Below are 18,882 nucleotides of genomic sequence, written 5' to 3' on the forward strand. Positions count from 1 at the left end.
CGGCAGCACTCGGAGGAAGGCGATCGTGGACGAACTTGATACGGCGATCCTGCGGCATCTGCAGGAGGATGCGCGGCAATCGAACCGGGCGATCGCGGAGAAGGTCGGCATCGCGCCGTCGACCTGCCTGGAGCGGATCCGCCTCCTACGGCAGCGTGGGGTGATCCGGGGCTATCACGCGCAGGTCGATCTGCCCGCGCTGGGCCGCCGGGTGCAGGCGATGGTGTCGGTGCAGGTCCGGCCGCTGAACCGGGACGTTGTGGCGGGGTTCGAGCGTTCCGTGTCCGAACTGCCCGAGGTGCTGTCGGTCTACACGATGGCGGGCAGCGACGACTTCCTCGTCCACGTCACGGCCCAGGACATCGAACACCTTCACGCGTTCCTGCTGGAGCGCTTCACCAACCGCCGCGAAATCCTGGGCTTCCGCACGTCGATGATCTTCCAGCACCTGACGAACCCGATACTGGACCCGCTGCCACCGACGCCATAGCTCTCGGACATGAAAAACCTACGAGACGGGTTCCCTTCGCCGGCATGGTCCGGATCAGGTACTGGGGGTCGCCTTCCGGCCCGACTGCTGCCTTCCGGCCTCTCAGCCCGACCGTCGACGTCGGCCTCAGCGGATGCCTGAGCATCACGCCAAAGTCGGCTACTCCGGTTGGACTCCCTCACTCGCCCCGTAGGCCACTTCCAGAATAGAACTTTCGTCCGCAGAAATAACCCCCTGAATCGGGATTTTTTGCGGCGCCGAGCCATGGGCTACTCCTCCGGCGGAAACACCGGCTCCCCGCTCCCCAGCAGCGTGATCATGATCGCCTCGACCGGGCAGTTCTCCGCCGCCGCCAGCACCTTCTCGTTGGCGTCGGCCTCCGGGTCGACGGGGTGGGACTGGCGGCCCGTGTCGAGGCGGAAGCCGTCCGGGGCGTGGTGGACGCACTGGGCGGAGCCGATGCAGAGGGAGCGGTCGACCTCGACCTGCCAGCGGTCACCCATCGCCGCTCACGCCTCCCAGCCGGCCGGCAGATGGATCATCTTGTGCTCCAGGTACTCGCCGAAGCCCTCCGGCCCGAACTCCCTTCCCAGCCCCGAGTTCTTGTAGCCGCCGAAGGGGCCGAGCATGTCGAGGCTGAAGGTGTTCACCGAGTACGTACCGGTACGGACCTGCCGCGCGATCTCGATGCCGTGCCCGACGTCCGCCGTCCACACGCTGCCGCTCAGCCCGTAGTCGGAGTCGTTCGCGATCTTCAGCGCCTCGGACTCCTCGCCGTAGGGCAGCAGGCAGATCACCGGGCCGAAGATCTCCTCCCTCGCTATCCGCATCGAGTTGTCGACGTCCCCGAAGAGCGTCGGCTCGACATACCAGCCGCGCTCCAGCCCCGCCGGACGCCCGCCACCGGTGAGGATCTTCGCGCCCTCCTCCTGACCGATACGGATGTAGTCGAGGTTGCGCCGCTGCTGGCGCTCGGCGACCAGGGGGCCCACTTGGGTGGCAGGGTCGAGCGGGTCGCCCACCACCAGCGCGCCCGCCGCCGCCGCGAAGGCCTCGGCGAACTCGTCGTAGCGGGAACGCGGCAGCAGGATGCGGGTCTGGGCCACACAGGCCTGCCCGTTGTTCATCCAGGCCGCCGGGACGACACCCGCCACCGTCGTCTCGACGTCCGCGTCCGGCAGCACGACCGCCGCCGACTTGCCGCCCAACTCCAGGGTCACGCGGGTGAGGTTGCGGGAGGCGACCTCCATGACGCGCCTGCCCGCCGCCACCGACCCGGTGAAGGACACCTTGTCGACGCCCGGGTGCCCGACCAGGTACTCGCTGACCTCGCGGTCGGCGGGCAGGATCGACAGCACGCCCTCCGGCAGCCCGGCCTCGCGCGTGATGTCGGCGAGGATGTAGGCGTCGAGGGGCGACTCGGGCGAGGGCTTGAGCACGACCGTGCACCCCGTGAGCAGCGCCGGCGCGAGCTTGGCCGCGGCCACGAACTGCGGGACGTTCCAAGGGACTACGGCGGCGACGACCCCGACCGGTTCACGCCGGACGAGGATGCGGCCGAGCACTCCGTCACGCGTCTCCTCGTAGGTGAAGTTCCGCGCGACCGTGATCGCCGCGTCCCACACCATCATCGCGCCGAGGGCCTGCGCGAGGACACTCCAGGAGTACGGCGACCCGTTCTCGGAGGAGATCACGCGGGCGATCTCCTCGTGGCGGGCGAGGATCCCGTCCTTGATGCGCGTGACGACCTCGATCCGCTCGTCGAGCGACATCCGCGGCCAGGGCCCCTCGTCGAACGCGGTGCGCGCGACGGCGACCGCCCGGTCCACGTCCGCCGTCGAGGCGTGCGGCACCCGGCCGAAGACCTCCTCGGTGTGCGGGGAGATGACCTCGATGACGTCCTTGCCCAAGGGGTCGGTCAACTCCCCGCCGATGAACAGCTGTCCGTGTTCCACGAGCTCGGTCATGGCGACTGCCTCCCCGGAGCGACTGTCTCTGACGGTTCATCAGATACGGCACTGATACCAGCTCCTCCCGGAGGAGTCCACGGGCCTCACACGACTTGACCGGGCGGACGGATGACTCGGGCTCCCATCGAAACCCGTTCTAGTTATAGTGACGGGAACGCGGCGATTGGGGAGCCCATGACGCAGGTGTACGAGCACGGGGGCGGCGTCCGGTCCATCCAGGTCCCCATCCCGGACAACCCGCTCGGCCACACGCTCGTGTACGTCGTCGACACCGACCGCGGACCGGTGCTGATCGACACCGGCTGGGACGACCCGGCGTCCTGGGACACCCTGGCCGACGGACTGGCGGGCTGCGGCACCTCGCCCACCGAGATCCACGGCGTGGTCATCACCCACCACCACCCCGACCACCACGGTCTGTCGGGCAAGGTCCGCGACGCGTCCGGCGCCTGGATCGCGATGCACGAGGCGGACGGCGCGATCGTACGGCGCACTCGTGAGACCCGACCCGAGCGCTGGTTCGCCTACATGACGGCCAAGCTCATGGCCGCCGGCGCCCCCGAGGACCACATCGCGCCCCTGCGCACCGTCCGCCGCCGCACCCTCCCCGGCTTCGCCCCCGCCCTCCCCGACCGCGAGATCGTCCCCGGCGAACTCCTCGACCTCGCGGGCCGCCGCCTGCGCGCGATCTGGACCCCGGGCCACACGCCGGGCCACGTCTGTCTGCACCTGGAGGAGGAGCACCCGGCCCAACTCCCGGGCCACGGACGCCTGTTCTCCGGCGACCATCTGCTCCCCAAGATCACGCCGCACATCGGCCTGTACGAGGACCCCGACGACGCGACCGTCACCGACCCGCTCGGCGACTACCTCGACTCCCTGGAACGGATCGGCCGTCTCGCCCCCGCCGAGGTCCTCCCCGCCCACCAGTACGTGTTCACCGACGCGGCCGCGCGCGTGGAGGAGTTGCTCACGCACCACGAGGAACGGCTCACCGACCTCCGCTCCCTCCTGGCCGAGCCCCTCACCCCCTGGCAGCTCGCCGAGCGCATGGAGTGGAACCGCCCCTGGGCCCAGATCCCTTACGGATCAAGGAACATCGCCGTCTCGGAGGCCGAGGCACATCTGCGGCGGCTGGTGAAGCTGGGGCGGGCGGAGGCGGTGGCGGGGAGCGATCCGGTGACGTACGTGGCGGTGTGAATCGGGTCGCGCGTCACGGGGCGCCGCTGATACCAACGATCACATGGACCCTTTGGAGCGACTCCTCGCCGAACGCGCCTGTGAGCGCCTGATCCTCGACTTCGTCCACCGCCTCGACCTCGGTGAACCAGGCTCTGTGGCCGAGCTGTTCACCGAGGACGGCAGTTGGGAGTGGCCGGTGGACGGGCGGCGCTTCGTGGGCCGGGACGCGCTGCGGAAGTACTTCGGCTCCCGTCCCGACGACCGCCTCTCCCGCCGCCTGATGTCCAACGTCCTTGTCACGGTGGCCTCTTCGGACACGGCGACGGCGACGTCGTACTTCACGACGTACCGCATCGACGGCCACGACGGCGGCACGGCCCCGGTCCCGTCGGGTCCACCGATCCAGGTCGGGCACTACGAGGACACGTTCCGCCGCTCGGCCGACGGCGCGTGGCTGCTGGCGTCGCGGGTCCTGCACCTGCCGTTCGGCGGGCCTACGCCCCGTCAGTGAGGCAGGGCCACGGACCGGATCAACTCCTCCGCTTCACCGAGGAGTTCGGTCTCCCGCGCACTCATCGTCACATTGGCCGCCCGCCGGCGCCGCGCCTCCGCCAGCCCCTCCTCCGTCAGGTGCGAAGGGTCCGCGAGCAGCCCGGTCAGCATCGCGCGGGCCGGCTCGGCGATCGGTTCGTCGCCCACGGCGACCTGCGCGAGGATCACCGCCGACATGCCCCAGTCGAGCCCCGGGTCGCCCTCTTCGGCGTTGGCCCAGTCGATGACGTACGGGCCGTCGGGGGTGAGCATCACGTTGTCCGGGTGCAGGTCGAGGTGGATCACGCGCCCGGGGACGGCGTGCAGCCGCCGCAGCAGCCCGGCGACGACCTCCCCCGCCTCCCGCGCGCCGATCCGCCCGGCGCCGCACGCGGCCAGCATCGTCGGCCCGTGCAGCCGCTCCATCACCAGCTCGGTCCGCGAGGAGTCGTCGAGCCGCACCCGCGGCACCGGGTACCCGTGCCCGCGCACCTGCTCCATCACGGCCGCCTCGGCCAGCGCGTCCCCGTACCCGTCCCGGGCCCGCCGCAGCACCCACGCCTCGTCGATCTCGTACACGTCGGACGCACGCCCCGAGCCGATCAGTCTCCCCGTACTCCCCGTGATCCCCATGGGCCCGAACCTACCCGGGCGCACAGGCGGCCCTCAGGTCGTTCCCTACGGGCCGGTAGAGTGGCCGCGTCGTCATCACACCCGTACGGGGGGAAGCCGGTGCAAATCCGGCGCTGACCCGCAGCCGTAAGTCACGCAGTGGCAAGCCGGATTGCCTCGCACGGAATCGTGACCGGCTCACGCGCACCGGCATCCGGCCGGTGTACGGCACCGTCGAGGTATACGGAGCCGAGCCGCCCGGGGGGTTCTCCCGTGCTGTCCGGCTCCCTTCAGGGAGAGGCACCCGCCGATCATGAACGTCCGCCGCAGCGCCGCGGTCCTGGCCGCCGCCACCGCGATCGGGGCGGCCGCACCCGCCGTCGCCGCCAGTCCGTCACCGTCGCCCTCCGTGGTGATCCCCTCCGGGCTGTACGGCAGCACGGACCCGACGTACGACGGCGTCTGGCGTCAGTCGCTCGCGCTGCTCGCGCAGGACACCGTGGGTGTGAAGCCGGCGGCGAAGGCGGTGGACTGGCTGACCGGCCAGCAGTGCGCGAACGGGGCGTTCGCCGCCTTCCGCGCCGATGCCTCGGGGGCCTGCGACGCCAGGCTCATGGTCGACACCAACAGCACGGGCGCCGCGGTCCAGGCCCTCACCGCGCTCGGCGGTCACGACACGGAGACCGGCAAGGCGGTGGCCTGGCTGAAGTCCGTGCAGAACAAGGACGGCGGCTGGGGCTACAACGCGGGCGGGGCCAGCGACACCAACTCGACGTCCGTCGTCATCGGGGCGCTGACCGCCGTAGGGGAGAAGCCTGCGGAGGTGCTGACGGACGGCCAGTCCCCGTACGACGCCCTGCTGAAGCTCACCCTGCCGTGCAAGGGCGACGACGCGGGCGCCTTCGCCTACCAGCCGGACGGGAAGGGAAACCTGGCCACCAACGCGAACGAGGACGCGACGGCGGCGGGTGTCCTCGGCGCGCTCGGCAAGGGCTTCGTCGTGAAGCCCGGCAAGACGGCGGAACCGGCGGCCTGCGCCGACGGCGGCTACCCGGCCCCGCAGCAGGCGGCCGCCAACGGCGCCGCGTACCTGGCGAAGGCGGTCGCGAAGGACGGCTACGTGATCGCGCCCCTCGCCGGCGCCCCGGACCAGCCCGACTACGGCAACACCGCCGACGCCGTCGTCGCGCTCGCCGCCCAGGGTGGGGCCGCGCAGGCGAAGAAGCCCCTGCAGTGGCTGGAGCAGAACTCCGCGGACTGGGCGAAGAAGGGCGGCCCCGCCGCGTACGCCCAGCTGGTCTTCGCAGCCCACGCCACGGGCACCGACCCCCGCGACTTCGGCGGCGCGAACCTCGTGACGCAGCTCAACGCGACGGGACCGGCCCCGCAGACGGCGGCCGCCGAGAAGAGCGACGACTCCGGTGATTCCGGCAACAACGTCTGGTACATCATCGGCGTCGGCCTCGTCGCCGGCATCGGTGTCGGTTTCCTGATCAGCGGCCGCAACAAGAAGCAGCAGCCGTGATCCGCCGCCGTGCCGCCTCGCTGCTCCTGGCCGTGCTCGTCCTGACGGGCACTGCGGGCCAGGCGCAGGCCGCCGGTTACCGCTACTGGTCCTTCTGGGAGCGGAACGGCGACCGGTGGACCTACGCGAACCAGGGCCCGTCGATCACCCGCCCCTCCGACGGCGACGTCCAGGGCTTCCGCTTCGCGGTCAGCGAGGACTCCGGCGACGCGACACAGCCACGCGGCACGGCGACGTTCACGACGATCTGCGCGAAGACGCCCGCGCAGGACGGCAGGAAGCGGGTCGGGTTGGTCATCGACTTCGGCACGACGCCCGATGCCCCGTCCGGCGAGACCCCGCCCGCGCGGCGCACTGCGTGCGCGGTGGTGGCCGACGACGCGACTACTGCGGAGGCCCTGGCGACAGTGGCAAAGCCCCTCCGCTACGACACCAACGCCCTACTGTGCGCGATCGCGGGGTATCCGCGGACGGGGTGCGGCGAGCCGGTGGCCGCAGGCAAGAAGCCGACGGCCACCGGGACGAAGGACACGAACGACAGCGGCCCGTCGGTGGGGCTGCTCGCGGGGGCGGCGGCGGTGGCAGCACTGGGCGCGGCAGCCGTTTGGCAGGCGCGGCGGCGCCGAAATGCGTAGCTGCGGGCAGTCGTGCCGCCGGGACGACTCACGCCCCGAAGAGAGCGCCACCCCGCAAGGGCGGGCGGGCGAAGCGCCCCTGGGCCCACGCCAACCCCGCGCGCCCTTGCACCCCGGCGCCTGGTGGCTCTGGTCCCTCTCCCTCGGCACCGCGGCCACCCGCACCACCAACCCCCTCCTCCTCGCCCTCCTCATCGCCACCTCCGCCTACGTCGTAGTCACCTGCCGGCCCGACACCCCCTGGTCCCGCTCCTACTCCGCCTTCGTCAAACTCGCCCTCGCCGTCCTCCTCATCCGCCTCGCCTTCGCCATCGCCCTCGGTTCCCCCATTCCCGGCACCCACGTGATCGTCACCCTCCCCGAAGTCCCCCTCCCCCCCTGGGCGCAGGGCATCCGCCTGGGCGGAAAGGTCACGGCCGAGGGTCTCCTCTTCGCGCTCTACGACGGCCTGAAGCTGGCCACGCTCCTCATCTGCGTAGGCGCGGCGAACGCCCTCGCGAACCCGGCAAGGCTCCTCAAGTCCCTCCCGGGCGCCCTGTACGAGATGGGCGTGGCGGTGGTGGTGGCACTCACCTTCGCCCCGAATCTCATCGCCGACGTCCACCGCCTGCGCGCCGCCCGCCGCCTGAGAGGCCGCCCGGACAGCGGAGTTCGCGGTCTGCTGCAAGTGGGCCTCCCGGTCCTGGAGGGCGCGCTGGAACGCTCCGTCGCGCTCGCCGCAGCGATGGACGCCCGCGGTTACGGCCGTACCGCCGACGTCCCCGCCCCCGTCCGCCGTACGACCGCCGCCCTCACCCTCGGCGGCCTGCTCGGCGTCTGCGCGGGAACGTACGGAGTACTGACGGCGGAGGGAGGCACCTACGGCCTCCCCGTACTCCTCGCCGGACTCGCCGCCGCCCTGGCCGGACTCCGCCTGGGCGGCCGCCGTTCGCTGCGCACCCGGTACCGCCCGGACCGCTGGGGCGTACGGGCCTGGCTGGTGGCGGGTTCCGGCGCGGCGGTCGCCGTACTCATGGCCCTCGCCTCCGTGTACGACCCCGAAGCCCTGCACCCAGGAGTCGTCCCGCTCGTCGCCCCAACTCTCCCCCTCCGGCCCGCGGCCGCCGTACTCCTCGGCCTGCTGCCCGCCTTCCTCGCCCCCGCCCCCAAGGAGCCGTCGTGATCCGCTTCGAGAACGTCTCGGTGACCTACGACGGCGCCGCCCAACCCAGCGTCCAGGGCGTGGACTTCGAGGTCCCGGAGGGTGAACTCGTGCTGCTCGTCGGCCCGTCGGGGGTCGGCAAGTCCACGGTCCTCGGCGCGGTGAGCGGTCTCGTGCCGCACTTCACCGGCGGCACCCTGCGCGGCCGCGTCACGGTGGCAGGCCGCGACACCCGTACGCACAAGCCGCGCGAACTCGCCGACGTGGTGGGGACGGTGGGCCAGGACCCGCTCTCCCACTTCGTCACGGACACCGTCGAGGACGAACTCGCCTACGGAATGGAGTCGTTGGGCCTCGCCCCGGACGTGATGCGCCGCCGCGTCGAGGAGACCCTGGACCTCCTCGGCCTCACCGACCTCCGCGCCCGCCCGATCGCCACGCTCTCCGGCGGCCAGCAGCAACGGGTCGCGATCGGCTCGGTCCTCACCCCGCACCCGCGGGTCCTCGTCCTCGACGAGCCGACCTCCGCGCTCGACCCGGCGGCCGCGGAGGAGGTCCTCGCGGTCCTCCAGCGCCTCGTCCACGACCTCGGCACGACGGTCCTCATGGCCGAACACCGCCTGGAGCGCGTCATCCAGTACGCCGACCAGGTCGCCCTCCTCCCCTCGCCCGGCGCGGCCCCGGTCCTCGGCACCCCGGCCGAGATCATGGCCGTATCTCCGGTGTACCCGCCGGTGGTGGGCCTGGGCCGGCTGGCCGGCTGGTCCCCGCTGCCACTGACGGTGCGGGACGCAAGGCGGCGGGCGGCGGGGCTGCGCGAACGACTGGCGGAACGGATCGACAGGCCGGCGGCAGACGCCCTCCAGGGGCGCGGGGCTGTATCAATCAGCGGCTCCGCCGCGGGGCGCGACCAGCCACAAACGGCCCGCAGCCGCCAACAGCCCGCAACTCCCGAGCTATTGGGCGCTCCGTCGCCCGGCCGAAGCCGTTCACACTGGTTCCGGCGCAAGCCCACCCCCGCCACCCCGACCTCCCCCTACGCCGCCGAAGTACACGCCCTCACCGTCACCCGCGACCGCGTCCAGGCCCTACGCCACGCAGACCTCACCATCGCCCCCGGCGAAACCATCGCCCTCATGGGCCGCAACGGCGCCGGAAAGTCCACCCTGCTCGCGGCCCTGGTCGGACTGATCGCACCCTCCGCCGGATCAGCGACGGTCGGCGGAGCCGCACCGCATCGCACGGCGCCCCGCGAGGTCGTACGGCGCGTGGGTCTCGTACCGCAGGAGCCGCGCGATCTGCTGTACGCCGACACGGTCGCCGGCGAGTGCGAGGCCGCCGACCGGGACGCGGGCGCGGCGCCCGGCACCTGCCGGGGCCTGGTCTCGGAGCTGCTGCCCGGGATCACCGACGAGATCCACCCCCGGGACCTGTCCGAGGGGCAGCGCCTCACCCTCGCCCTGGCCGTGGTCCTGACGGCCCGCCCTCCCCTCCTGCTCCTCGACGAGCCGACCCGCGGCCTGGACTACGCGGCGAAAGCCCGCCTGGTCACCGTCCTGCGGGGCCTCGCCGCCGAGGGGCACGCCATCGTCCTGGCGACGCACGACGTGGAACTGGCCGCCGAGCTCGCCCACCGGGTCGTCCTCCTCGCCGACGGCGAGGTGATCGCCGACGGCCCGACGGCGGACGTGGTCGTGGCCTCCCCGTCCTTCGCCCCGCAGGTGACGAAGATCCTGGCGCCGCAGAAGTGGCTCACGGTGGCGCAGGTGAGGAAGGCGCTGCCGTGAAGACCGCTCAGGCCCGACCCATCCGCCTCGGCCCCCGCTCCATCGCCGCGCTCGCCCTGGTCAGCGCCGTAGGGGTCGCCGCCCTCGGCTGGCCCTTCCTCGCGCCGCCCGACTCCCAGGTCAGCGCGCACGCGCAGGACGCCCCGTGGCTGTTCGCGGGGCTGCTGATCCTGCTCGTCCCGGTCGTGGCGGCGACGATCTCCGAATCGGGGCTCGGCCCGAAAGCGGTGGCGATGCTCGGGGTGCTGGCGGCGACAGGAGCGGCGCTGCGGCCGATCGGCGCCGGGACGGCCGGCATCGAGCCGATGTTCTTCCTGATGGTGCTGAGCGGCCGGGTCCTCGGACCGGGGTTCGGCTTCGTGCTCGGCGGGGTGTCGATGTTCGCGTCGGCGCTGCTCACGGGCGGGGTGGGGCCGTGGATGCCGTTCCAGATGCTGGCCATGGGCTGGTTCGCGATGGGCGCGGGCCTGCTGCCGGGGCCGGACCGGCTGCGTGGCCGGGGGGAGCTGGCGCTCCTCTCCGGCTACGGCTTCTTCGCCGCCTTCGCCTACGGCGCGCTCACCAACCTCGCCGGCTGGCCCTTCATGGGCGGCAACGCCTCGAACATCGCCTTCGACCCGGACGGCTCGGTCCCGGCCAACCTGGCCCGCTTCGTCGTCTACTGCCTGGCCACCTCGCTGGGCTGGGACCTGGGCCGGGCCCTGAGCACCGTCGCACTGACCTTCCTCCTCGGCCCGGCGATCCTCAGGGCGCTGCGGCGGGCGACCCGGCGGGCGGCCTTCGAGACCCAGGTCACTTTCGAGGCGCCCACACGGTGAACCGGCCCACATGGCCCATGTCACCTACTAAGCGGAACAGTAGGAACATTTCAGACATAAGGCCCACACTCCACCCCCTCTGACCTGCACTTTGAGAGCCAGGTCACAGAAGCGACCTTTCCCCTCGATTCGACCACAACTAGTAAAGGGGGTCATTGCGGACACCTGTCGAGCCTGTTTCTCTGGACAACGTCGCACGGCGCCGACAAGCCCACGGGCCTCGGCGCCGACGCATGCCCCCCGGGTCTGCAGGCGACGCCCCCGTCCCCGAAGAAAAGGTTCTCCGTGTCCGTCTCCCGCATCGTCCGCCGCATCTCTTCCCCGAAGAAGGCCATCACCACCGTCGCGATGGCTGCCGCCACCGCCGGCCTGGTCCTGACCGCGGCGCCCGCTCAGGCGGCCACCACCAACTCCGTCGCCGAGGCCAAGGCCATCGCGAAGCAGATGATCCCGAACACCGCTCAGTACAACGCCTTCAGCAAGATCGTCGAGCACGAGAGCGGCTGGGACGTCGACGCCACCAACGCCTCCTCCGGCGCCTACGGCCTGGTCCAGGCTCTCCCCGGCTCCAAGATGGCCGCCGCCGGCTCCGACTGGAAGACCAACGCCAAGACCCAGATCGAGTGGGGTCTGGACTACATGAACGACCGCTACGGCAGCCCGACGGCCGCGTGGGCGTTCTGGCAGGCCAACGGCTGGTACTGAGCCCGGCCCCGCACACGCTGACGCGAAGGCGGCGGTCCCCGATGACGGGGGCCGCCGCCTTCGTCGTACCCGGAGCCGGCCGTGATGGACTTGGGCGCATCCTCATCCACACCCGCGCCCGTCCCGCCGACCGGAGGCCGCATGAGTACGGAGAGCACGCAGGCGAGGTCCCGGGAGGACCGCGGGCTGCGGCTGGTGGCGGTCCTGCTGGGGCTGACCGTGGTGAGCGGGCTGATCGACGCGGTGAGCTATCTCGGCCTCGAGCACGTCTTCACGGCGAACATGACCGGCAACGTAGTGGTCCTCGGCTTCGCCGCGGCCGGGGCGCCGGGCTTCTCGGTAGCGCACACGCTGACCTCGCTGGGCTCCTTCGTCGTGGGCGCGGCGGCGGGCGGACGGGTCGCCGTACGGCTCGGCGGGGGCTCGCGCCGGACGTGGGCCCGGCTCACGCTCGCCGCCGAGGCGGTCCTCGTGGGCGCCTGCGCCGTCGTGGCCTTCGCCGCCCCCGACGCCACGGCCACCGTCTACACCCTCATCGCCGTCACGGCCTTCGCGATGGGCCTGCGCAACGCCACGGTCCGCAAACTCGGCATCCCCGACCTCACGACCACCGTCCTCACCATGACCCTGACGGGCCTCGCCTCGGACTCCCGCGCGGGCGGGGGCCCGGGGACGCGTTCTCCGCGGCGTACGGCGTCCGTCGTGGCGATGGTCGCGGGTGCCGTGCTCGGGGCATGGCTGGTGCTCCATCACGGGCTGGCCATTCCGCTGCTGGTCGCGGCGGCGCTGGTGGGAGTACTGGCAGTCGTGGCGTCCGGACGGGAGTAGTCACCCGGCTCCCCTCAATCCCCCTCGAAATACAGCTCCGTTGACCCGTTCGCCGCACACCTGAGGCCGAGCTCCGAGACCTCCGCGAGGATCCGCCGGTCCGTGGCGTCGGTGACGCGCCCCTGAAGGACACCGAGTTCGCCGGTCAGCTGGTCCATCTCCACCGACGTCAGCCTCAGGGATCCGTACGGGTCGACGCGGCCCAGCATCGGCAGGCCGCTGCCCGTGCACAGGCGGGCGAAGGCGTCCGTGTCGTCCACGAAGGCGGCCACCTCCGTAAGTCGGCGCCGCCTGGGGCTCGTTCCGGGCTGATGGACCCGCATCAGCAGCACGTCGACACCCATCGCTCCGCTCCTGGGCCGGCCGGTAATTCGGTTGAGGGCAGCGCAGTCTGTCATGGAACCTTCGTTCGATGCCTCAGGAATCGCTTCCGGAACTGCTCCCCTACGACCTCACCTGGCCCGAGGTCGACCCCCGGCTGCACCCCTTCGACAGCGCCGGCGCGCTCGATGCCGTCCGGGCGCTGGGCCCGGCGAGCCGGGTGCCGGTACCGCCGGCGCGAAAGCGTACGACCGACCGCGACGAGGCCCTCGCGGAGTACTACAAGCTCTGCGACTGGTCCTACAGCGAGGGCTGGGACTGGCGGAAGGCCATGACCCGGGCACTCGTCGAGCGGTACGGCCACTGGAGCACCGGCTGGTGCTGGGCGCACGACGAGGGGGACCTCGGCGGCGGACCGGTCGGCGCCTGGTGCTGCACCCTGCACTCGATGACCACCCCCGAGGAGACCCTGGAACGGGTCGCCTCCTCCCTGCGCGAGTGGCGGGAGTGGCTGGAGTACCTGTCCAGGTGGTTCGACCGCCACCCCCTGAGCGCCCTGTCCGCGGAGGACCGCCGGGACGCCTGGGAACACGCCACCCACCACCTGATCCTCCAGGTCCTGGACCGCACCGGCTCCGGAGACGCCTGGTACGCCCACTGCCGACAGGTCCTGACCTGGTTCCTCACCCGCTGGGACGTGGACCCGCAGACCGCTCGGGACCTGGTGGAGGAGGCGATCGGCGGCCGTTTCGAGAGCTGGATCGCACCGAAGGAGCAGCTGGTGAACGACGTGGCGGAGCAGCTGGCCGCCTCGCTGGAGACGGACGCGGAGCCCCCGGTCGACATCGACGGCTACCGGTACACCTCCGCCCACGTCCAGTCGTACGTCGACGAGTGACCGCCCCGGACCATCTGCGGACGTGGCTCACCGTGCGGGCCACGGTGCCCTGGCACCGGGCCCGCACGGTCCCCCTCCCCGTGGGCCGCCCCGTCCGGGACGGTGCCGCCCACGACATCCGCACCCGCGACCACGCCCGCTCCCCCCAGCGAGCCGAAGGCCTCCTCGCGGCCCTCGCCCGGGCCCGCACCGACGCCGCATCCGGCACCCCGCTGACCTTCGCCCTGCTCAGCACCTGGCAGCGTCACGTCCTGGGCGTGCAGGACGCCCCCTGCCGCCGCCACCCTGCCTACGCCAAGCAAGGCCGCGAGCGCTACGGCACCGCCCCGGACCTCCCCGCCCGCCTCGACGCCTGCCTGGCCGAGGCCGAGGACCCCGCCCTCCCCCTCACCGCCCGGGCCGCCCGCGCCCACCTCGACGTCTGCTTCTTCCACCCCTTCGCCGACGGCAACGCCCGCTCCGCCTTCCTGACCCTGACCTTCGTCCTGGCCCGCGCCGGAGTCACCCTCGACCAGGTCGCCCCCGTACGACGCGTACAGCGCCGCGCCGACGACCCCGAGGGAGCGCTCGCGCTGGCCGACATGCTGGCCGTACTCATCACGGGCACCGTCAGACGCGCCGGCCGGTGAGGTCGACCGGGACCCGGTGATCCGGTTGCCCGTCCTTGGCCAGCATCGAGTGGTCCTCGGCCACCGCGCGGTACAGCCTGATACCGCTGTCGCCCCGAACATCGTCGGCCGTCCAGACGCGGCCGCCGTGCCGGACCGAGCGGCGGGAGAAGACGTCGAGCCCCCGCTCGGCCTCCGCCCCGTCCGCCACCGCCTCGGCCACAGCGGCCATGTACACCCCCTGCCCGGTACCGATCTCCACCGCCGAGTCGAAGACGACGATCCCCACCTCGGGCCGCACCGCGATGTTCCGCGAGTGAGTCGCCTCCGGCGAGGACACCCAGAAGAACTCACGGCAGTCGGCATGCGCGAAGTACACCGGGGACCCCCACGGCCGTCCGTCCCGGTCGGCGGTGGAGAGCACCAGGTACCGGCTCGCCTCCACGATGTCCCACGCGATCTCACCGGGTTTCATCAGTGCCCCCTGAGTGCTTCCTGCGATACGTCAGCTCGAAGTCCTTCTCCCACGCGGCCGCCCCGTCCTTCGCCAGCTCCCAGCCGCCCCGGATGGTGTCGCCGTCCGCACTCACCCGCCCCGTGAACCGCTGCCGGAACGACAGCGGCGAGAAGTCCGCCTCCTCCCGCAGCAGCTCCCACACCCCGTCGGCGAAGGTCATCGCGTACACCCGTACGACGCCCCGCGAGTCGAAGTAGTGCTGCGTGTACGCGCCCGTCTCCGGGTCCACGGCGATGATCGCCATGCTGTCCGGGGCCTCGGGAACCGGCACCTCGTTGCGCTGAACCAGGAAACTCCCGTCCAGGGCCCACTCGAACACACTGCGTCCCGCAGGCACGTCCACACCGGGAAGCCCGGCCTCCACCACCCACTCCCCGACCAGGACGTCCAACCGCCCCAGAGCTTCCTGCCGTGCCGCTCCGTCCATGACGGACACCTCCACCTCGTACAGCCGCATGACGGTAGTGATGACGGCGACGACAGGAGAAACTCATCGGCGTCCCGGCCCCGCGTGCGCTCAGCTCGACCAGTTCGGGCCGTAGGCGGGCACCGACGACGACGTGATGATCTTCGACCAGGAGAAGCCGTACTTGTTGAAGACGGCCTCACTGGTGATCCAGCGGTAGTCGTCGTACGAGTCGTCCCAGATGTAGACCCGGGGACTGGTGCTCGTCTTGGCGAGGAGCGAGTAGGTCAGCGGATAGGAGTCCTCCCAGCACGAGAGGGCGCTGTCGGGGACGGTGGCGATACCGTTCCAGCTGTCCCACAGTCGGAAATAGGTCGCCTCGTTGGTGATCCAGTACAGGCGGTTGGACGGTCCGACGAGGAAGACGGCGCTGCTGGTCGCCGTCTTGACCCGTTGCCCCGACACCGGGCAGGCGGCCGCGCCCGTCTCGGACCCGGAGGCGTCCTGCGCGGCGGTCGAGAGGCCCGGCGCGGCGAGCGACACGCCCAGACCCAGGGTCAGGGCGAGACATGTTCTGCGAAGCAGGTTCTTCACGAGCGGTTCTTCCCCCTCGGCCGACGGAGTGGTCGAGCAAGGAGTCTGTGGAGCCGAAGTGGGCCGGGACAACCTCAGGGGGCTGTCCCGGACAGAGCGCCCCTTGTTCCTCCTGGTCACCGACGCGTCCGGATTGATGTCCGGATTCCGCACTGCCAGGGAACACCGCCCTGGCGAGAATGACCCCCATGGGGGACCTGGGGGAGTTCGCCCCTCACGGGGCACACGATGCCGCCACGTTCGTCGCGTCGCTGCGGCACCTGAAGGAAGCAACGGGGCTGACCTACCGGCAGCTGGAGGAACGTGCGGCCGCTCACGGTGACGTGCTGTCGCGCAGCACCCTGGCCGGTGCGCTGACGCGCTGGTCGCTGCCCCGGGCGGAGCTCGTGTCGGCCTTCGTACGAGCCTGCGGGCGCTCGGGGCAGGAGCACCGCGACTGGCTGGAGGCTCACCGGCGGATCAGCGAGGAACGCACGACCCACCGTCCCCCCTCGCCGAGCACGCCCTCACCTCCCGCGGGCCTCCCCCCAGCCGGTTTTCCCGTCGTTCCCGCTCAACTCCCCTCGGATTCCCCGGCTTTCACGGGCCGCCAGACCGAACTCGCCCGGATTCTCTCCCCCGTGCCCGACCGGGATCCGGCGGCCCTGACGCTCCACGCGCTCGACGGAATGGCGGGCGTCGGCAAGACCGCGCTCGCCGTGCACGCCGCCCACCGACTCGCCCCCGCCTTTCCCGACGGCCAGCTGTTCGTCGATCTGCACGGGCACACGGACGACGTCGAGCCGATGGACCCCGCCATCGCGCTGGAGGCCATGCTGCGCGCCCTCGGGATCGCGAGCGAACGGATCCCGCCCGGGCTGGACGAGCGCTCCGCCCTCTACCGCACCCGGCTCACCGGCAGACGCATGCTGATCGTGCTGGACGACGCCGACCGGGAGTCCCAGATCACCCCATTGATCCCGGCCGCACCGGGCTGTTCGGTCCTGATCACCAGCCGTCGACGCCTCATCGGCATCACCGACGCCCGGCACGTGTCCCTGGATGTCCTCCCGCCCTCCGATGCGATCACCCTGTTCACCCATCCCCTCGATGCCACACGCCTGGCCGCCGAAGCGTCCGAACGCCTGGCGGAGGTGGTCGAGTTGTGCGGACGGCTCCCGCTGGCCCTGCGCATCGCCGCCGCCCGGCTGAACTCCCGACCCGCCTGGACCCTGGCCGATCTGGCCGAGCGGCTGGCCGGCCACCACTACCGGCTGACGGAACCGCGAGACGGCCGGCGCAGTGTGAACGCGGCCCTCGATCTGTCCTACCGGCATCTCACACCCGAACAGCGGCGCGTCTACCGGCTGTTGAGCCTGCACCCCGGCATCGATGTCGACGCCTTCGCGGCCACGGCCCTCGCCGACACCGGCTCCGTGGCGCAGACCGTCCGGCTGCTCGACGACCTCGTCGACTCCCACCTGCTCACCGAACCGGCCCCGGGCCGCTACCGCTTCCACGATCTCGTCCGCGCGCACGCCAGAACCACAGCCACCGCCGAGGACACCGAGCCGGAGCGCCACGCCACCCTCGACCGCCTGCTCGGCCACTACGCCCACACCTCGTCGGTCGCGATGAACGCCGTGTACCCGTACGAGACGGACGAGCGCCCCGGCACCCCGACGGCCACCACGCCCACCCCCTACTTCGCGGATCCCGGACAGGCGGAGACCTGGCTGGACACCGAACTGGACAACCTGCTCGCCGCGACCGCTCACCGCAGGCCACACCACACGCTGCACCAGTCCGCCACCCTGCACCGCCACCTGCGCGCCCGCGGCCGCTACGAGGACACCGTCACCCTCCACCAACGCGCCGTCCACGTCGCCTCGACCACGAGCAACCCCACCGGCGAACGGGACGCGTTGAACCGCCTCGGCGAGATCCACTACATGATCGGCCGGTACGAGCAGGCCCTGCGCTGTTTCCGGCGCGGGCTGGATCTCGCGCGCACCTCGGGCGACCGTGCCGGCGAACTGTCCGCGCTGTTCGGCTTCGGCTACGTCCATCGCGCACGCGGCCACTACGCGGAGTCCGGCGATTCCTACGGGCGGGGGCTCGACCTCGCGCGCGCCACCGGGAACCGCGCCGGCGAGTTGTTCGCCCTGGCCGGTGTCGGTCATGTCCACCGGGCCCTCGGCCGGTACGAGGAGGCCGAGCACTGTCTTCGCCAGGCGCTCGACCTCGCCTGCACAGCGGGTGACCGCAGCGGCGAACTGTACGTACGGGCCGGCCTGGGAGACGTCTGCCGGGCCCAAGGCCTCCACAAGGAGGCGATGGCGCACTACGAGCAGGCGTGGCACATCGCCCGGACCATCGGTGACCGCAGCGGCGAGATCGAGGCCAGTGACGGACTGGGCCGGTCCCACCAGGCCCTCGGCCGCCACCAGGAGGCCCTCGCCTGCCACCGCACCGCACTCTCCCTGGCCACCGAACTCGGCCATCCCGCCGACCGGGCCCGCGCCCACGACGGCCTGGCCCACGCCCACCACGCCCTCGGCCGGCCCGACCACGCATCTCGCCACTGGCAGGACGCCCTGGACATCCTCACCGCCCACGGCCACGACCGCACCTGGGACCCACAGGTCACCACGGCCACTCTCCGGGCCCGACTCCGCGACCTGGACGCTCAGGTCCCGCGAGACGCTCAGGTCCCGCGCTGAGAAAAGGCGGCCGCCGGCAGCCGCTCGCCCTCCGAGTCCTTGGGCACCCACAGCCCGAACCGCGTCTCCAGCTGCCCCAGCACCTGAAGCGGGGTCATTCCCTCACCGTCGGAGGGCCAGCCCAGTGCCGGAGGGTCGGTGCCGTCGTCGTACACGGGAATGCCGGGGTCGAAGGCGGACAGGACCTGCCCGTCGACCGCGTACGCCACCCGCTGCGTGGCGTTGACGTCCATGCCGGCGACGACGACACGCGTGCCCCGCGAGAGGTCGAAAAGGTAGTTCCGGGCGGAGACGTACGAGGTGGAGGCCTGGATCGCGAAGGACCACCCCTGGATCGCCCCGGCCCGGACGACGGCGTCGGTCTCGCGCCGCAGGAACCCCAGCTCCTCCACCGCCGCCACGTCCAGGTCTTCCAGGTGGTCGAGGTCGAAGGGCTCGTCCGCCGCGTTGCGGACCTCGACCACCTGGGCCTCGGTCCGGGTCAGCGGGCAGACGGACTCGCGCCGGGCGCCGAGTCGCACGAGCACCTCCTCCGGCGTGAGACCTTCGCAGAAGAGCAGGCTGCAGCCGAAGGGGTATGCCTCGAACACCCACCGAAGTCCGTCGGTCATG

At 71.8% G+C, this 18,882-nt stretch carries 21 protein-coding genes and 1 riboswitch; of the genes, 13 read left to right on the forward strand and 8 right to left on the reverse strand.

The features are described 5' to 3' along the window. Positions 1–25 precede the first annotated feature (25 nt). The gene (locus IG08_RS0109495; protein WP_030598783.1) at positions 26–490 is read left to right on the forward strand and encodes an Lrp/AsnC family transcriptional regulator; all 465 of its coding nucleotides are present in this window, start codon (positions 26–28) and stop codon (positions 488–490) included. 269 nt (positions 491–759) lie between these two features. On the opposite strand, the gene IG08_RS0109500 is transcribed toward IG08_RS0109495, so the two are convergent. Both IG08_RS0109500 and IG08_RS0109505 read right to left on the reverse strand, forming a co-directional pair. Further along, on the reverse strand, positions 760–993 hold the full coding sequence (locus IG08_RS0109500; protein WP_030598787.1) for a ferredoxin: 234 nt from the start codon (positions 991–993) through the stop codon (positions 760–762). 6 nt (positions 994–999) lie between these two features. Further along, positions 1,000–2,457, reverse strand: a complete 1,458-nt coding sequence (locus IG08_RS0109505) for an aldehyde dehydrogenase (RefSeq protein ID WP_030598789.1) — start codon at positions 2,455–2,457, stop codon at positions 1,000–1,002. Positions 2,458–2,634: 177 nt separating this feature from the next. Between IG08_RS0109505 and IG08_RS0109510 the strand changes: the two genes are divergently transcribed. Together IG08_RS0109510 and IG08_RS0109515 are read left to right on the forward strand one after the other, a co-directional pair. Then, the gene (locus tag IG08_RS0109510; RefSeq protein WP_030598792.1) at positions 2,635–3,660 is read left to right on the forward strand and encodes an MBL fold metallo-hydrolase; all 1,026 of its coding nucleotides are present in this window, start codon (positions 2,635–2,637) and stop codon (positions 3,658–3,660) included. A 43-nt stretch (positions 3,661–3,703) separates the two neighbouring features. Beyond that, complete coding sequence (locus tag IG08_RS0109515) at positions 3,704–4,153, forward strand: nuclear transport factor 2 family protein (RefSeq protein ID WP_030598795.1); 450 nt, start codon at positions 3,704–3,706, stop codon at positions 4,151–4,153. Here the strand turns inward: IG08_RS0109515 and IG08_RS0109520 are convergent. Next, complete coding sequence (locus tag IG08_RS0109520) at positions 4,147–4,806, reverse strand: phosphotransferase (protein ID WP_030598798.1); 660 nt, start codon at positions 4,804–4,806, stop codon at positions 4,147–4,149. The two genes, IG08_RS0109515 and IG08_RS0109520, sit on opposite strands and share 7 nt — an antisense overlap. Before the next feature lie 90 nt (positions 4,807–4,896). Next, positions 4,897–4,962, forward strand: a riboswitch (cobalamin riboswitch). Positions 4,963–5,098: 136 nt separating this feature from the next. On the opposite strand from IG08_RS0109520, the gene IG08_RS0109525 reads away from it, so the two are divergent. The 7 genes from IG08_RS0109525 (at position 5,099) to IG08_RS0109555 (ending at position 12,224) form a co-directional block, all read left to right on the forward strand. Beyond that, on the forward strand, positions 5,099–6,310 hold the full coding sequence (locus tag IG08_RS0109525) for a prenyltransferase/squalene oxidase repeat-containing protein (protein ID WP_030598800.1): 1,212 nt from the start codon (positions 5,099–5,101) through the stop codon (positions 6,308–6,310). Continuing rightward, a complete protein-coding gene (locus IG08_RS0109530; RefSeq protein ID WP_030598801.1) occupies positions 6,307–6,945 on the forward strand; it encodes an SCO2322 family protein in 639 nt (212 codons plus the stop codon). The genes IG08_RS0109525 and IG08_RS0109530 overlap by 4 nt, the downstream gene beginning before the upstream one ends. After that, positions 6,938–8,107, forward strand: coding sequence for an energy-coupling factor transporter transmembrane component T (locus tag IG08_RS0109535; RefSeq protein WP_078655510.1), 1,170 nt, complete (start codon positions 6,938–6,940; stop codon positions 8,105–8,107). Before IG08_RS0109530 ends, IG08_RS0109535 begins: the two co-directional genes overlap by 8 nt. Beyond that, positions 8,104–9,873: an ABC transporter ATP-binding protein gene (locus IG08_RS0109540; protein ID WP_030598806.1), complete on the forward strand. Its 1,770-nt coding sequence runs from the start codon at positions 8,104–8,106 to the stop codon at positions 9,871–9,873. The genes IG08_RS0109535 and IG08_RS0109540 overlap by 4 nt, the downstream gene beginning before the upstream one ends. Next, a complete protein-coding gene (locus tag IG08_RS0109545) occupies positions 9,870–10,691 on the forward strand; it encodes an ECF transporter S component family protein (protein WP_030598808.1) in 822 nt (273 codons plus the stop codon). The genes IG08_RS0109540 and IG08_RS0109545 overlap by 4 nt, the downstream gene beginning before the upstream one ends. Before the next feature lie 285 nt (positions 10,692–10,976). Beyond that, a complete protein-coding gene (locus IG08_RS0109550) occupies positions 10,977–11,396 on the forward strand; it encodes an aggregation-promoting factor C-terminal-like domain-containing protein (protein ID WP_030598809.1) in 420 nt (139 codons plus the stop codon). 141 nt (positions 11,397–11,537) lie between these two features. After that, entirely contained in the window at positions 11,538–12,224 is a 687-nt protein-coding gene (locus IG08_RS0109555) for a YoaK family protein (RefSeq protein ID WP_030598812.1), read from the forward strand. A 14-nt stretch (positions 12,225–12,238) separates the two neighbouring features. On the opposite strand, the gene IG08_RS0109560 is transcribed toward IG08_RS0109555, so the two are convergent. Further along, positions 12,239–12,568, reverse strand: coding sequence for a hypothetical protein (locus IG08_RS0109560; RefSeq protein WP_030598814.1), 330 nt, complete (start codon positions 12,566–12,568; stop codon positions 12,239–12,241). 68 nt (positions 12,569–12,636) lie between these two features. Between IG08_RS0109560 and IG08_RS61200 the strand changes: the two genes are divergently transcribed. Beyond that, complete coding sequence (locus IG08_RS61200) at positions 12,637–13,443, forward strand: hypothetical protein (protein WP_052424563.1); 807 nt, start codon at positions 12,637–12,639, stop codon at positions 13,441–13,443. Then, a complete protein-coding gene (locus IG08_RS61205) occupies positions 13,440–14,072 on the forward strand; it encodes a Fic family protein (protein WP_052424564.1) in 633 nt (210 codons plus the stop codon). Before IG08_RS61200 ends, IG08_RS61205 begins: the two co-directional genes overlap by 4 nt. Here IG08_RS61205 and IG08_RS0109575 read toward each other — a convergent pair. From IG08_RS0109575 to IG08_RS0109585, 3 genes are read right to left on the reverse strand one after another with little or no spacing between them, the layout of a single operon-like run. Next, positions 14,053–14,526, reverse strand: a complete 474-nt coding sequence (locus IG08_RS0109575; RefSeq protein ID WP_052424565.1) for a pyridoxamine 5'-phosphate oxidase family protein — start codon at positions 14,524–14,526, stop codon at positions 14,053–14,055. The two genes, IG08_RS61205 and IG08_RS0109575, sit on opposite strands and share 20 nt — an antisense overlap. Further along, positions 14,513–15,025 (reverse strand): hypothetical protein, encoded by a 513-nt coding sequence (locus tag IG08_RS0109580; RefSeq protein WP_199820835.1) that lies wholly within the window; start codon positions 15,023–15,025, stop codon positions 14,513–14,515. Before IG08_RS0109580 ends, IG08_RS0109575 begins: the two co-directional genes overlap by 14 nt. A gap of 60 nt (positions 15,026–15,085) precedes the next feature. Next, entirely contained in the window at positions 15,086–15,568 is a 483-nt protein-coding gene (locus IG08_RS0109585) for a hypothetical protein (protein WP_030598833.1), read from the reverse strand. A 188-nt stretch (positions 15,569–15,756) separates the two neighbouring features. Between IG08_RS0109585 and IG08_RS0109590 the strand changes: the two genes are divergently transcribed. Then, positions 15,757–18,270: an ATP-binding protein gene (locus IG08_RS0109590; protein WP_052424566.1), complete on the forward strand. Its 2,514-nt coding sequence runs from the start codon at positions 15,757–15,759 to the stop codon at positions 18,268–18,270. On the opposite strand, the gene IG08_RS0109595 is transcribed toward IG08_RS0109590, so the two are convergent. Beyond that, on the reverse strand, positions 18,255–18,881 hold the full coding sequence (locus IG08_RS0109595; RefSeq protein ID WP_030598840.1) for a DUF6461 domain-containing protein: 627 nt from the start codon (positions 18,879–18,881) through the stop codon (positions 18,255–18,257). The genes IG08_RS0109590 and IG08_RS0109595 overlap by 16 nt on opposite strands. Position 18,882 lies beyond the last annotated feature (1 nt).

The sequence above is a fragment of the Streptomyces fulvoviolaceus genome (assembly GCF_000718165.1).
In the GTDB taxonomy this organism is placed as follows: Bacteria; Actinomycetota; Actinomycetes; order Streptomycetales; family Streptomycetaceae; genus Streptomyces; species Streptomyces fulvoviolaceus.

Bases quoted from the DNA above. Each gene is read 5' to 3' on its own strand.
- IG08_RS0109535 (WP_078655510.1), top strand. From the start codon at position 6,938: ATGCGTAGCTGCGGGCAGTCGTGCCGCCGGGACGACTCACGCCCCGAA.
- IG08_RS0109590 (WP_052424566.1), top strand. From the start codon at position 15,757: ATGGGGGACCTGGGGGAGTTCGCCCCTCACGGGGCACACGATGCCGCC.
- IG08_RS0109580 (WP_199820835.1), bottom strand. From the start codon at position 15,025: ATGCGGCTGTACGAGGTGGAGGTGTCCGTCATGGACGGAGCGGCACGG.
- IG08_RS0109595 (WP_030598840.1), bottom strand. From the start codon at position 18,881: ATGACCGACGGACTTCGGTGGGTGTTCGAGGCATACCCCTTCGGCTGC.
- IG08_RS0109525 (WP_030598800.1), top strand. From the start codon at position 5,099: ATGAACGTCCGCCGCAGCGCCGCGGTCCTGGCCGCCGCCACCGCGATC.
- IG08_RS0109510 (WP_030598792.1), top strand. From the start codon at position 2,635: ATGACGCAGGTGTACGAGCACGGGGGCGGCGTCCGGTCCATCCAGGTC.
- IG08_RS61200 (WP_052424563.1), top strand. From the start codon at position 12,637: ATGCCTCAGGAATCGCTTCCGGAACTGCTCCCCTACGACCTCACCTGG.
- IG08_RS0109520 (WP_030598798.1), bottom strand. From the start codon at position 4,806: ATGGGGATCACGGGGAGTACGGGGAGACTGATCGGCTCGGGGCGTGCG.
- IG08_RS0109500 (WP_030598787.1), bottom strand. From the start codon at position 993: ATGGGTGACCGCTGGCAGGTCGAGGTCGACCGCTCCCTCTGCATCGGC.
- IG08_RS0109515 (WP_030598795.1), top strand. From the start codon at position 3,704: ATGGACCCTTTGGAGCGACTCCTCGCCGAACGCGCCTGTGAGCGCCTG.
- IG08_RS0109575 (WP_052424565.1), bottom strand. From the start codon at position 14,526: ATGAAACCCGGTGAGATCGCGTGGGACATCGTGGAGGCGAGCCGGTAC.
- IG08_RS0109555 (WP_030598812.1), top strand. From the start codon at position 11,538: ATGAGTACGGAGAGCACGCAGGCGAGGTCCCGGGAGGACCGCGGGCTG.
- IG08_RS0109505 (WP_030598789.1), bottom strand. From the start codon at position 2,457: ATGACCGAGCTCGTGGAACACGGACAGCTGTTCATCGGCGGGGAGTTG.
- IG08_RS0109560 (WP_030598814.1), bottom strand. From the start codon at position 12,568: ATGGGTGTCGACGTGCTGCTGATGCGGGTCCATCAGCCCGGAACGAGC.